We start from the raw sequence: 13,342 nt of genomic DNA on the forward strand, positions 1-13,342 counted from the left end.
CGAAACCATCGCCGCAACCGGCTCCAACGCTGCGCAAGATGAAAGCTTCGCGTTTCCGCCGGTTGCTCACACCGCGCCACTTGGCGTATTCAAAACCCCCGAGGCTCTAATCGCAGCTGGATGAAAGCTCAGTGGCAGGTCACGGCATATCAACATAGACAGTGGCTCTGTTGCCGGTTTCTCAATGCGCCTGCGCTTCCTGTCGTCCAAAACTCGTCAGAGTTTTTTGCGAACTTGGCCCCGTCATTCCTCACCCCTCGATATATCCATAAATTCAACCTGCCCCCGGCCACCGAAAGCCACTGAAAGAATAATGGGATCTGCCGAAAGCGGTTTCTTAACCTCGCACCCAATAAAGAAGCTCACATTTGGAAGCCGATCCGCTTCTGACTCTTCGATTCTGGAGCAATTTGCAAAACGGATTCGATCGACTTCTTCAGATTCAACAAGGTATTTTTTTAATATATCCCTCGTCTGTTCTTCCGGGCTCTTATGTGACTGGAGGGTTTCTCCATAAATATAGATAGCCAGAATAAAAAATACAAATGACACTACTATCCAGCGGCATAGGGTATTACCAGATGGAAACTTCATTCTATACTTGTAGATGCGACTGATTACGATAGCGTGCATTTTCACAGAGCTCTGATTTAATCCTCAAGTCAACTTGCTTAGAGCTCCCAACATTATGAATTTCAGCCATCCCCTGTTACTACCTCAAGCTGCTATTTTGGGTTGAAAAAGTCAATCTGGCGATTAGCAATTTCCTAGCCCGCTGTTGCTTAGCGGGTGATGGCGTAGCGTTGGCGCTCCGGAGCCGGCAACTCCGCAGGATTTGTCAAATCGGGATATGGTTCTCTTTAGCCGATCGATTTGCACGAGGTTTGACATGAACGGCGAAACGGCATGGGCACTTTATGAAAATCGTCTGAGACGGGTTTCTGCCTATATTCACGACCACCTCGACGAGGAGCTGGATATGGAGCGCCTTGCCGAGATCGCCTGCATGTCGAGCTATCACTGGCACAGGATCTACCGGGCGATTTACGGTGAGACGCTGGCGGCAACCGTCAAGCGGCTCAGGCTGCATCGCGCGGCGGGCGAGATCGTCCGCACGGAGCTTGCGGTCAGCGAAATTGCGAAGCGATCAGGCTATCCCAATCTCCAATCTTTCAACCGCATCTTCAAGTCGGTCTACGGCATGCCGCCGGCGCGTTACCGGAAAGAGGGAAGCCACACAGCCTTCCAACCCTCACCTAAGGGAAAGACCAAAGCCATGTTCGACATTACCATACGCGAGATCGCACCAACCGAACTGATCGGCGTCGCCCATACCGGCTCTTATATGGAGATCGGCAAGGCCTTCGAGACATTGTTCGGCACGCTTTACGCCCGCGGGCTTGCCAAGCCCGACATGCGGATGATCGGCGTCTATCTCGACGATCCCGACGTTGTGCCGCTTGAAAAGCTGCGCTCGATCGCCTGCGTCGCCGGCGCTGCCGAAGTGCCGGTCAATGCGCCTTTCGAGCGGCGTACGATCGACGGCGGCGATTATGCCGTGCTGCGCCACAAGGGTCCCTATGCCGACATGCCCAAGTCCTATCAGTGGCTCTTTGCCGAATGGCTGCCGAAATCCGGTCGACAGTTGAAGGACAGGGTGATGTTCGAGGAATATCTCAACAATCCGCGCGACGTGCCGCCGACCGAGCTTCTGACGGATATTCACATGCCGCTTGCCTGAAGGCTGGCATCCCGGCGCGGCCATCGGAGAGCCGCGCCGGTAACGATCAGGCGGCCTGCATCGTCTTGCCGGCCTCATCATCAAGGGCATTGGCACGCTTATAGGCCTCACGCTCACTGATGCGGCCGAAATAATCGACGAAGGCCTGTCGCTTCTCGATGGAGCCGAAGCCAAGGCCCCAGCCGATATGCGAGCCGACATAGACGTCGGCGGCGGTGAAGCGCTCGCCGGCAACATAGGTCGAACCGGAGACGGCCATTTCGAGCGTGTTCATGACGTCGCCGAAACCGCCGCAGCCGGCCATGCGCAGGCGCTCCGTCGGAATTTCGAAGCCGAGAGCCTTCATCGTCACCGCCGATTCGAGCGGACCGGCGGCAAAGAACATCCAGCGGTAATAGCGGGCGCGCTCCTCCGGCCTCGGCGCCAGCGCCTTTTCCGGGAAGGTCTCAGCGAGATAGGCGCAGATCGCCGCACATTCGGTAACGACGGTCTCGCCGTGGCGGATCGCCGGCACCTTGCCCATCGGATTGACCGAGAGATATTCGGGGGCTTTCATGGTCCCACCGAAGGTCAGCAGTTCGGTGCGATAAGGCTGACCGATCTCCTCCAGCATCCAGCGCGCGATACGGCCGCGCGACATCGGGTTCGTATAGAATACCAATTCCTCAGTCATGAGATCCTCCTCCTGTTCCGTCGCTCGGAATCAATAGCGCTGCGAGGTCTTTGTGCAACCCCCGATCTTCAGAGAGCCTTGCGGTACTGGATGAAACCCGAGCGTTCGGCGATCTTGTCGTAGAGCCGCCGCGCCGTTGCGTTCGTTTCGTGCGTCATCCAATAGAGCCTGCCTGCGCCGTTTACTCGGGCAAGATCGGCGACGGCCTCGATCAGTGCGGCGCCGGTGCCGAGGCCGCGCTGGGTGTTTTCGACATAGAGATCCTGCAGGTAGCAGGTCCACTGCGGCAGCCAGCAGGAGCGGTGAAAAATGGCGTGGACGATGCCGACAAGGTGACCGCCATCATCGAAGGCGCCGAGTGCCTGCATCGGTTCGTCCGGATCGTGGAAGCGGGCCCAGGTGAGATCCGTGGTTTCGGACGGGATGGCTACTTCGTAGAAGCGCTGATAGGCCTCCCATAAGGGTTGCCAAGCGGCACGGTCAGATGGTTCGAGCGGGCGCACGGTCGCCGTCATCAGCTGTTCTCCCAAAATGAAAACGGCGGAGAAAATCCCCGCCGTTTCAATGTTATCGCGAAAGGACTGGCTTACGCCATGGCCTTCTGCAGGTTCTGGTCGATCTTGTCGAGGAAGGCGGTGGTCGACAGCCACGGCTGGTCGGGGCCGATCAGCAGCGCCAGGTCCTTGGTCATGAAACCGGATTCGACGGTGTCGACGCAGACCTTTTCGAGCGTTGCGGCAAAGCGGGCAAGCTCGGCATTGTCGTCGAGCTTGCCGCGATGGGCGAGGCCACGGGTCCAGGCGAAGATCGAGGCGATCGAGTTCGTCGAGGTTTCCTGGCCCTTCTGGTGCTGGCGATAGTGGCGGGTGACCGTGCCGTGAGCGGCTTCGGCTTCGACTGTCTTGCCATCCGGCGTGAGCAGAACCGAGGTCATCAGGCCAAGCGAGCCGAAGCCTTGGGCAACGGTGTCGGACTGGACGTCGCCATCGTAGTTTTTGCAGGCCCAGACGTAGCCGCCCGACCACTTGAGCGCCGAGGCCACCATGTCGTCGATCAGGCGATGTTCGTAAGTGATGCCGGCGTCCTTGAACTGATCCTTGAACTCAGCCTCGAAGACTTCTTCGAAGATGTCCTTGAAGCGGCCGTCATAGGCCTTGAGGATGGTGTTCTTGGTCGACAGGTAGACCGGCCACTTGCGCATCAGGCCGTACATCATCGAGGCACGGGCGAATTCCCGGATCGACTCGTCGAGGTTGTACATGGCCATGGCGACGCCGGAGCCCGGCGCGTTGAAGACTTCCTTCTCGATCACGGTCCCGTCCTCGCCGACGAACTTGATCGTCAGCTTGCCCTTGCCGGGAAACTTGAAATCGGTGGCGCGGTACTGGTCGCCGAAGGCGTGGCGGCCGACGACGATCGGCTTGGTCCAGCCGGGAACTAGACGCGGCACGTTTTTGCAGATGATCGGCTCGCGAAAAATGACCCCGCCGAGGATGTTGCGGATCGTGCCATTCGGGCTCTTCCACATTTCCTTGAGGTTGAATTCCTTGACGCGTGCTTCGTCCGGCGTGATCGTGGCGCACTTGATGCCGACGCCGTATTTCTTGATGGCGTTGGCGGCATCGACCGTCACCTGGTCGTTGGTGGCGTCGCGGTTTTCAACGGAGAGGTCGAAATAATCGATGTCGAGGTCGAGATACGGATGGATCAGCTTGTCCTTGATAAGCTGCCAGATGATGCGCGTCATTTCATCGCCGTCGAGATCGGCGACGGGATTGGCGACCTTGATCTTGTTCATGTATCTGCCTCGTTCGAGCTTGAAGGGGGACGGGGTCCCGGGTGGGTGACGTGATGAGGAGCGCTATAGCATTGTGAACGTGGAACGCAAAGCTGCAACGGGTTTCACAACGCGTTTTTGCCGGCATTGCCAAGCGCTCGAATCCGGCTAGAACAGGATGATTTTGGGCCGGTCGGCCTAAAATCTGAATCCTGTTCTACATTAGAAGTTAGAGCATGGTGTCGTCCGAAAACCGCTCACACTTTTCGGCATCATGCTCTAGTGTCCGCCTTGATTTGCCCGTCCGGAACATTCGACCATGAAGACGCTCGCCATTGTTATCGCAAACCTTATCGCCCTTTCAGGTGCCGCCCATGCGGCCGATGCCACCGCTCCGGTGAAGGAGATCATGGATGCGACCGGGAGCAACTGGGCCGACAACAACAATGATTGGACCGACATCTTCGATGCGAGCCGGCTCGATCATCTCTACAGCAAGGACTTCGTCGCGCGATACAATGCGGCCGCGCAGTTTCCGGCCGTCGATGACGACGGCATATCGCCGTTCAACTACGACGTCATCGTCAACGGCCAGGATGCATGCCCGCTGGAGGATATGACCACAGCGGCGGCACCGCCGGTTGACGGCACGACCGAGGTGACGGTGCGCTTCAAGAAGTCTGCCTGCTCGGGCGCGCCCGATGCCAAGGACTATACGACCGTTCGTTTCGAGGTGGTCGAGGAGGCCGGCCAGGCGGTAATCGACGATATCGTCACCGAGAATATCGAAACGCAGGCCCGTGATTCCCTGAAGGCGACGATGGCGCTGATTGCCAAAGGCCAGTAGGCGCGCGACATTCGATCGATGTCGGGCGATCGATGTCGGGCGATCGATGATGGGGATTCGATCCCGGGCGATTGTTCCGATCGGTTCTCCGATGGTTTGATTTGCGCTCTATCGGCGGTATCTGTCGATCCTTCCGTGGCATGGGGGCTCTTGCATTTGTTTTCCGGGTTTCAGTTCCGCGACTGGCTGCTTGCCAACGATCCGGCGCTTTCGCGCCTGCGCATGGCATCGCGGGTGACGCTGACGATCGTCCTTTCGTTTTTGATCCTGCTTGCCATCAGGGCTCTCATCCTGCCGCTGCCGACCGCGGCTTTCGGCCTCGGGATCGTACTGTCGATCGAAGGCGGGATCGCCGTTCGCGACAAGGGCAATGCGCGCCAGCTGGTGACGCGGCTCTTCGGTTGTGTGGTAAGCCTAGCCGTTGTCGGTATTGCGGCCGGGCTCGAGGATCGCCGTTTTCTCTCCGATCTCGTCTTCCTGGTGGTGATCGCGCTTGCATCTGCGGGTCGCGTGTTCGGGCCGCGCGGTTTTGCGATCGGCATGTTCGCCTTCACCTCCTATTTCATGGGCGCCTATTTCCGGCCTTCGCTAGTCGATCTGCCGGCGGTGGCGATCGGTCCCGTCGTTGCGGTGCTGGTCGGCCATCTGGTGAGGGCGGTGCTGCTGCCCGACGACTGGCGGCGCGACCTGCTGCGCTCGCTCGAAAGCGTGCGCGGCCGGATCAACCAGATTCTCTTCAAACTCGCCGCCCTTGCCGGGAGTGCAGAGATTGGCGAAACCGATCGGCAGGAACTGCGCCAGCTGGAAGACCGGCTGAAGGAGGTGGTGCTGATGGCGGAGACCTTCATCCCGCGCCCGCCGGCAGGCGTCTTCGACGGTGCCGCCGACCCCGCCGCCGAACTGGCGATCCGGCTCTTCGATGCGCATCTTGCCGCCGAGAGCGCGATCGTGCTGAGCTTCCAGAGCCCACCGCCATTCGCGCTCATTCACGCCGTGATCGAGGCCGACAAATCGGAACTTCTAAGATTTGAGGGAATGGCCGAAACGATCAGGGACCAGCCGCAAGGCGAAACGGTGAGGGCGCTTCTCTGGCTCGGCGAGGCGCGGCAGCAACTGACGCAGGCGATCGACGAGGGACAGGCCCGCGGTTTTTCCGGCATCGATACGGTCAGCGACACGGCGCAATCCCAGCCGATCGATTTTTCATTCGCCAACCCGCTGCTGCGCTTGGCGCTGCAGATTACGGTCGCCTCGGCAATCGCCATGAGCTTCGGCCTGCTCTTGTCGCGCGAACGCTGGTTCTGGGCGGTGCTTGCTTCCTTCCTCGTTTTCACCAACACCAATTCGCGCGGCGATACGGCGATGAGGGCATTGTCGCGCTCCCTCGGTACCGTGTTCGGGATCGCGATCGGCCTTGTGCTGGCAACGCTGCTTTCAGGCGAGTCTGATATCGCCATTCCGGTTGCTGTCGTCTGTATCTTCCTCGCCTTCTATTTCCTGCAGGTTTCCTACGTGACGATGACCTTCTTCATCTCGATCGTGCTCTGCCTGGTCTACGGCATGACCGGTGTGCTGACGCTCGATCTATTGAAGCTGCGCATCGGCGAGACCATGATCGGCGCGGCGGCCGGAACGGCGGTCGCCTTCCTCGTCTTCCCCACGCGCACACGCGGCGCACTCGATGCCGCACTCGCCCGCTGGTTCCAAGCGCTGCGTGAGCTGCTTGGCGCGATCGGCGAGGGTAAGAGCGGCTTCGAGCTGATCGCTCTGTCGCAGAAGATCGATGCCTGCTACCGGGATGTGACGGTGACAGCACGGCCGCTCGGCTCGTCCTGGTCGGTGGTGACCCGGCCGGGCCAGATCCGCCAGACACTGGCGATCTTCCTGTCCTGCACCTACTGGGCGCGCATCCTGGCGAAGAGCTGCGACGCGCCGGCAGCTGACGACACTCTGAAGAGCGTAATCGCGGCGGAGCTGGCGATGATCGATACGGTAGCCCCGCGTGGTTCGAACTGTTTTCTGATCAAGCGCAAGATATTGCGAACGACAGGCCGGCATCTGCCGCTGTCGCGCGCGGGTGCCAGGCTGGGGCTTGAAATGATCGGTTCGGCGTTGGAAAGGCTCTATCCGCAGGCCGACGTCTTGCCGTTTGCGCCGGGCGAGGCTATTGCGCGCTCGAAACAGGGATAGGACCATGGCAGGCACGAACAGCGAGCGTCAACTTCTGGCCGAAGGGCCGGCCATCATTCTGGTCGAGCCGCAGATGGGTGAGAATATCGGTATGGTGGCGCGCGCCATGGCGAATTTCGGTCTTGCCGAACTGCGTCTCGTCAATCCGCGCGACGGCTGGCCGAACGAGAAGGCGCAAGCGACCGCTTCCAAGGCCGATCATGTGATCGCGGCGACCAAGGTCTACGACACGCTGGAGCAGGCGGTCGCCGACCTCAACTTCGTCTATGCGACGACGGCGCGTGAGCGCGACGGCTTCAAGCCGGTCCGCTCGCCGGTCACCGCTGCCGAAACACTGCGGGCGAGGTTCCGGGCGGGCGAGGGCACCGGCATCCTCTTTGGGCGCGAGCGCTGGGGGCTGACCAACGAGGAAGTGGCGCTTGCCGACGAGATCGTCACCTTTCCCGTCAACCCGGCCTTTGCCTCGTTGAACATCGCCCAGGCGGTGCTGCTGATGTCCTATGAATGGATGAAATCCGGTATGGGCGATATCGGTGCCGTGCCCTTCCAGGCGATGGGACAGACGCCTTCGACCAAGGAGCAGCTCTTTGGCCTGTTCGACCAGCTGGAAGAGGCGCTTGATGCCCGGGGATATTTCCATCCTGCCGGGAAAAAGCCGAAAATGATCGACAATCTGCGTGCAGTCCTATCTCGCCGGGCTTTCACGGAGCAGGAAATCAGCGTGTTGCGCGGCGTCATCTCCTCCCTCGACCGTTTTTCGCGCAAGAGCCCGCGCGGCGGCCGGTTCCCGATAGCGGCCAAGGAAACACCGCCTGATGACAGCACCGACGCATGAGCTGAAACCGATCCTCGTCTTCGATTCCGGCATCGGGGGACTGACCGTCCTGCGGGAGGCACGCGTGCTGATGCCGGAACGCGGCTTCATCTATGTCGCCGACGATGCCGGCTTTCCCTATGGCGGCTGGGAGGAACAGGCGCTGAAGGAACGGGTTGTCGGGCTTTTCGGCAAGCTGTTGACGGATCACGATCCCGAGGTCTGCATCATTGCGTGTAATACGGCCTTCACGCTGGTCGGCGCCGATCTGCGCGCCGCCTATCCTCAGATGACCTTCATCGGCACCGTGCCGGCGATCAAGCCGGCGGCGGAGCGTACGCGCTCGGGCCTGGTCTCGGTGCTTGCGACGCCGGGCACGGTGAAGCGGGCCTATACGCGCGATCTCATCCAGTCCTTCGCGCAGCAATGCCACGTCCGCCTCGTCGGCTCAGAGAACCTGGCGCGGATGGCAGAAGCCTATATTCGCGGCGACGCCGTCTCCGACGAGGCCGTGCTTGCCGAAATCGACCAATGCTTCGTCGAGAAGGACGGTCACAAGACCGATATCGTCGTGCTTGCCTGCACGCATTATCCATTCATGGCCAATCTGTTCCGGCGGCTTGCGCCGTGGCCGGTCGACTGGCTCGATCCGGCCGAGGCGATCGCGCGCCGCGCCCGCACGCTGGTGCCGCTGATCGCCGATGCCGTACATCCCGACAATTTCGACTTCGCCGTCTTCACCTCCGGCCAGCAGGATTTTGCGACGCGGCGGCTAATGCAGGGTTTTGGGTTGAGGGCGTGAGGGGAATTGTCTTGTGGGTTGGCGAAATCTGGCCCTGAAAATAAGCGCATTCTTTGATAGACGGGGCGCAGCCGTTTCGGAAGAATGGTGTTTCGTTCAAGTGAGTCTCTTCGTCGCGAGGATCAGCATTGCAGGTTGGCATCGATATGGGATTGGCGTCCGGCAGCCCGGCGACGCTCGATATCGAGGAGCTGCTGGCGACCCGTCTGTTGGTGCAGGGCAATTCCGGATCGGGCAAGTCGCATCTGTTGCGCCGCCTGCTCGAACAATCGGCGCAATGGGTGCAGCAGGTCATCATCGATCCTGAGGGTGATTTCGTCACGCTCAGCGACAGGTTCGGCCATGTCGTCGTCGATGGCGAGCGCACCGAGGCGGAATTGGCCGGCATTGCTAACCGCATCCGCCAGCATCGCGTTTCCTGCGTGTTGACGCTCGAAGGTCTCGACATCGAACAGCAGATGCGGGCGGCCGCAGCCTTTCTCAACGGCATGTTCGATGCCGATCGCGAATACTGGTATCCGGTTCTCGTCGTCGTCGACGAGGCGCAGATGTTTGCACCGTCGGTCGGCGGCGACGTCTCGGAAGATGCGCGCAAAATGTCGCTCGGGGCAATGACCAACCTGATGTGCCGCGGCCGCAAGCGCGGGCTTGCCGGCGTCATCGCGACACAGCGGCTCGCCAAGCTCGCCAAGAACGTCGCAGCCGAAGCCTCCAACTTCCTGATGGGCCGCACCTTTCTCGATATCGATATGGCGCGCGCCGCCGACCTGCTCGGCATGGACCGGCGCCAGGCCGAGATGTTCCGGGACCTGAAGCGCGGCAATTTCGTTGCGCTTGGACCGGCGCTTTCGCGCCGGCCGCTGCCGATCCAGATCGGCGCGGTGGAAACCTCGGCGCGCTCTTCCAGCCCGAAGCTGATGCCGCTGCCGGATGCGCCCCAGGATGTCGAGGATCTGATCTTCACGCCCGATCCGGAGGAGTTTCTCCGTCCGCCGGTGCGCCGCGCCCCGCCGGCGCCGCGGCCAACGACCGACATTCTCGCTGAACTCTCGCGCTCGACGCCGGCGGCATCCGCAGCGCCGGCCGAGGCGAGGGCGAGCCAAATAGAGGTCTCCGCCGAGGAGCGGGAGGAGCGCCTTGCCGGCGTGCTTGCCGAAATACTCGACGATCCCACCTCTGCCTTCCGCACCGATTCGGTGCTCTACCAGGATTTTCTCGTCCGGCTGCGGATGCGCCGCGTGCCGGGACCGCCGATCGCGCTGCCGGATTTCCGTCGGCGTGTGGCAATCTCGCGCTCCGGCGTCGATGCGGAAACGGCAGCGAGCGATGCCTGGGCAACGGCGCTGTCGCTGTCAACTAATGTCACCGACGACCTGCAGGGCGTTTTCCTGATGCTCGCCAGGGCGGCCGTCCGCGGCGAGCCGTGCCCGTCGGACGCGCGCATCGCCCGCGCCTACGGTACCCATTCCGCCCGCCGCGCCCGCCGCCTGCTCGGCTATTTCGAGGAGCAGGGCAGCATTGTCGTGCACACGGATTTTTCCGGCAGGCGTATTGTCGCGTTCCCGGATATGAACTGCCAGACGGCGCCGGGCGACGCCAACGCGCCCGATACAGGCGATCAGCCGCTGGCGGCGGAATAGTGGCGCTTTCGGGCTTTGCCGCTGTTGACAATTTCATGACGGCCCTCTAAAGACCGCCCCAAGCACCGGGCAGCAATGTCCGGTGTTTCATTTGACATGTCCCGTGGATCGTTCCTGTTCGCTAACCGGAACATCCTGTCAGATCTCGCAAGAGTTCAGAGGAGGGCGTGTTTCCTTCGCGCGGTTTGGCAACAAACCGACAGAAACCTTTGAAAGGAAATGCGATGAGCAAGCGCGAATCGTCCAAGTACAAAATCGACCGCCGTATGGGCGAAAACATCTGGGGCCGTCCTAAGTCCCCGGTGAACCGCCGCGAATACGGCCCGGGCCAGCACGGCCAGCGCCGCAAGGGCAAGCTTTCGGACTTCGGTGTGCAGCTGCGCGCCAAGCAGAAGCTCAAGGGCTACTACGGTGACCTGCGCGAGAAGCAGTTCCGCGCGATCTTCGCCGAAGCCGACCGCCGCAAGGGCGATACCTCGGAAAACCTGATCGGCCTGTTGGAATCGCGTCTCGACGCGATCGTCTATCGCGCCAAGTTCGTTCCGACGGTGTTTGCTGCCCGTCAGTTCGTCAACCATGGCCACGTCACCGTCAACGGTGTGCGCGTCAACATCGGTTCCTACCGCTGCAAGGCCGGCGACGTCATCGAAGTTCGCGAAAAGTCGAAGCAGATGGTGACGGTTCTGGAAGCCGTCAGCCTCGCCGAGCGCGACGTTCCTGATTATATCGAGGCCGATCACCACAAGATGGTCGCCACCTTCGGCCGTGTCCCGACGCTCAGCGACGTTCCGTTCCCGGTCATCATGGAACCGCAACTGGTCGTCGAATTTTATTCGCGTTAATCAAAACCAGGCGTTTTCGCATATGGAAAAGCCGCTCCTTCGGGCGGCTTTTTTGTTATCTGGAGAGAAGCGATGGCGGATTTGCAGGCGACCCTCGATAGTATCTATAGCGATATCCTGCCGCGCATCGGCGAGGGCAAGGTCGCCGACTATATTCCGGAGCTTGCCAAGGTCGATCCGAGGCAGTTCGGCATGGCGATCGTCACCGTCGACGGCAAGGTCTATCGCGTCGGCGACGCCGATACCGCCTTCTCGATCCAGAGCATATCGAAGGTCTTCATGCTGACGCTGGCGCTCGGCAAGGTCGGTGAGGGGCTCTGGAAGCGCGTCGGGCGCGAACCTTCCGGATCGGCTTTCAACTCGATCGTCCAGCTCGAGCACGAGGGCGGCATCCCGCGCAATCCCTTCATCAATGCCGGCGCGATCGCCGTCAGCGACGTCGTCATGGCCGGCCATGCGCCGCGCGAGGCAATCGGCGAGTTGCTGCGCTTCGTGCGTTATCTCGCCGATGACGAGTCGATCAGCATCGACGACAGGGTGGCCCGCTCGGAAACGCAGACGGGGTATCGCAATGTCGCGCTTGCCAACTTCATGCGCGCCTACCGCAATCTCGACCATCCCGTCGACCATGTGCTCGGCGTCTATTTCCATCAATGCGCCCTGTCGATGAGCTGCGAGCAGCTGGCCCGCGCCGGCCTGTTCCTGGCGGCGCGCGGCAGCAATCCGGTGACCGGCCACTCGGTGGTCTCGCCGAAGCGGGCACGGCGTATCAATGCGCTGATGCTGACCTGCGGCCATTACGATGGCTCTGGCGACTTTGCCTATCATGTCGGCCTGCCCGGAAAGAGCGGCGTCGGCGGCGGCATCTTCGCGGTGGCGCCGGGCATTGCCTCGATCGCGGTCTGGTCGCCGGGGCTGAACAAGGTCGGCAATTCGCAGCTCGGCGCCGTGGCGCTGGAAATGCTCGCGGCGCGCACCGGCTGGTCGGTTTTTGGCGATTGACGCTGTGTTACCGAACTCGTTTCTGCTAAGGCAGACAGATCTCGATAGGACGACGCAATGAATATCGCAGCCAATATTGCGGATGATCTGGAAAGCGGCGAAGCCGACGGCGGCGTCGGCCATGCGCTTTTTGCCGATGCGCCGCGCTCGGTCTCCTTCAACAAGCTGCGCAAGCGGCTGCTCAGGCAGGTGCGCCAGGCCTTCGACGATTTCGATATGCTGAATGGGCAGAGACGCTGGCTGGTCGGCCTTTCCGGCGGCAAGGACTCCTACGGTCTGCTGGCGCTACTGCTTGATCTCAAGTGGCGCGGCCTGCTGCCGGTCGAGCTCATTGCCTGCAATCTCGACCAGGGGCAGCCGAACTTTCCAAAACATGTATTGCCGGATTATCTGACCAAAATCGGCGTGCGGCATCGGATCGAGTATCGGGATACCTATTCGATCGTGAAGGAGAAGGTGCCGGAAGGGGCGACCTATTGCTCGCTCTGTTCGCGGCTGCGCCGCGGCAATCTTTATCGCGTCGCGCGCGAAGAGGGCTGCGACGCATTGGTGCTCGGCCACCATCGCGAGGACATTCTCGAAACCTTCTTCATGAACTTCTTCCACGGTGGACGGCTTGCCTCTATGCCGGCGAAGCTTCTGAACGATGAAGGCGATCTGATGGTGCTTCGGCCGCTCGCCTATGCCGCCGAGGACGACCTCGCGAAATTTGCCGCCGCCATGCAGTTTCCGATCATTCCCTGCGATCTCTGCGGTTCGCAGGACGGGCTGCAGCGCAATGCGATGAAGGATATGCTCGCCGATATCGAGCGGCGCATGCCGGGGCGTAAGGATACGATGCTGCGGGCGCTTTCACATGTGAACCCGTCGCACCTGCTCGATCCAAAACTCTTCGACTTTTCCGCCCTTACAGCGTCGCGCGTCTTTTCAGACGCGCAAGGGGACGCTGTAACACTTTGAATTGCTGCATAATTCCTTAAATCGGTTCCGATTTGAGGAATTATGAAGTGGTGT

13 protein-coding genes are annotated in these 13,342 nt (G+C 60.9%); 9 read left to right on the plus strand and 4 right to left on the minus strand.

Annotated features, from left to right (window positions below; all coding sequences use genetic code 11):
- Positions 1-243 precede the first annotated feature (243 nt).
- Entirely contained in the window at positions 244-594 is a 351-nt protein-coding gene (locus HJB83_RS29345) for a hypothetical protein (protein WP_221133107.1), read from the minus strand.
- A 295-nt stretch (positions 595-889) separates the two neighbouring features.
- On the opposite strand from HJB83_RS29345, the gene HJB83_RS29350 reads away from it, so the two are divergent.
- Positions 890-1,741, plus strand: coding sequence for a GyrI-like domain-containing protein (locus HJB83_RS29350; RefSeq protein ID WP_221117084.1), 852 nt, complete (start codon positions 890-892; stop codon positions 1,739-1,741).
- A gap of 46 nt (positions 1,742-1,787) precedes the next feature.
- On the opposite strand, the gene HJB83_RS29355 is transcribed toward HJB83_RS29350, so the two are convergent.
- The 3 genes from HJB83_RS29355 to HJB83_RS29365 form a co-directional block, all read right to left on the minus strand.
- Positions 1,788-2,414 (minus strand): glutathione S-transferase family protein, encoded by a 627-nt coding sequence (locus HJB83_RS29355; protein WP_221133108.1) that lies wholly within the window; start codon positions 2,412-2,414, stop codon positions 1,788-1,790.
- A 68-nt stretch (positions 2,415-2,482) separates the two neighbouring features.
- A complete protein-coding gene (locus HJB83_RS29360; RefSeq protein WP_221133109.1) occupies positions 2,483-2,929 on the minus strand; it encodes a GNAT family N-acetyltransferase in 447 nt (148 codons plus the stop codon).
- Positions 2,930-3,000: 71 nt separating this feature from the next.
- Positions 3,001-4,212 (minus strand): NADP-dependent isocitrate dehydrogenase, encoded by a 1,212-nt coding sequence (locus tag HJB83_RS29365; RefSeq protein WP_221133110.1) that lies wholly within the window; start codon positions 4,210-4,212, stop codon positions 3,001-3,003.
- Positions 4,213-4,510: 298 nt separating this feature from the next.
- On the opposite strand from HJB83_RS29365, the gene HJB83_RS29370 reads away from it, so the two are divergent.
- The 8 genes from HJB83_RS29370 to ttcA all read left to right on the plus strand — a co-directional run bounded on the left by HJB83_RS29370 (position 4,511) and on the right by ttcA (position 13,288).
- On the plus strand, positions 4,511-5,038 hold the full coding sequence (locus tag HJB83_RS29370; protein ID WP_207580645.1) for a hypothetical protein: 528 nt from the start codon (positions 4,511-4,513) through the stop codon (positions 5,036-5,038).
- Between the two features lie 150 nt (positions 5,039-5,188).
- The gene (locus HJB83_RS29375) at positions 5,189-7,228 is read left to right on the plus strand and encodes an FUSC family protein (RefSeq protein WP_221133111.1); all 2,040 of its coding nucleotides are present in this window, start codon (positions 5,189-5,191) and stop codon (positions 7,226-7,228) included.
- 4 nt (positions 7,229-7,232) lie between these two features.
- A complete protein-coding gene (locus tag HJB83_RS29380) occupies positions 7,233-8,063 on the plus strand; it encodes an RNA methyltransferase (RefSeq protein ID WP_207580643.1) in 831 nt (276 codons plus the stop codon).
- Positions 8,044-8,844 carry a glutamate racemase gene (gene murI, locus HJB83_RS29385; RefSeq protein ID WP_207580642.1) on the plus strand — a complete coding sequence of 267 codons (801 nt, stop codon included), beginning with the start codon at positions 8,044-8,046 and terminating at the stop codon, positions 8,842-8,844. Before HJB83_RS29380 ends, murI begins: the two co-directional genes overlap by 20 nt.
- 128 nt (positions 8,845-8,972) lie before the next feature.
- Complete coding sequence (locus HJB83_RS29390; protein WP_207580641.1) at positions 8,973-10,484, plus strand: ATP-binding protein; 1,512 nt, start codon at positions 8,973-8,975, stop codon at positions 10,482-10,484.
- A gap of 224 nt (positions 10,485-10,708) precedes the next feature.
- On the plus strand, positions 10,709-11,326 hold the full coding sequence (gene rpsD, locus HJB83_RS29395) for a 30S ribosomal protein S4 (RefSeq protein ID WP_007629312.1): 618 nt from the start codon (positions 10,709-10,711) through the stop codon (positions 11,324-11,326).
- Positions 11,327-11,398: 72 nt separating this feature from the next.
- The gene (locus HJB83_RS29400) at positions 11,399-12,328 is read left to right on the plus strand and encodes a glutaminase (protein WP_207580640.1); all 930 of its coding nucleotides are present in this window, start codon (positions 11,399-11,401) and stop codon (positions 12,326-12,328) included.
- A gap of 57 nt (positions 12,329-12,385) precedes the next feature.
- Entirely contained in the window at positions 12,386-13,288 is a 903-nt protein-coding gene (gene ttcA / locus HJB83_RS29405) for a tRNA 2-thiocytidine(32) synthetase TtcA (RefSeq protein WP_207580639.1), read from the plus strand.
- The last annotated feature ends 54 nt before the right edge of the window (positions 13,289-13,342 follow it).

The sequence above is a fragment of the Rhizobium sp. NZLR11 genome, assembly GCF_019685115.1.
In the GTDB taxonomy this organism is placed as follows: domain Bacteria; phylum Pseudomonadota; class Alphaproteobacteria; order Rhizobiales; family Rhizobiaceae; genus Rhizobium.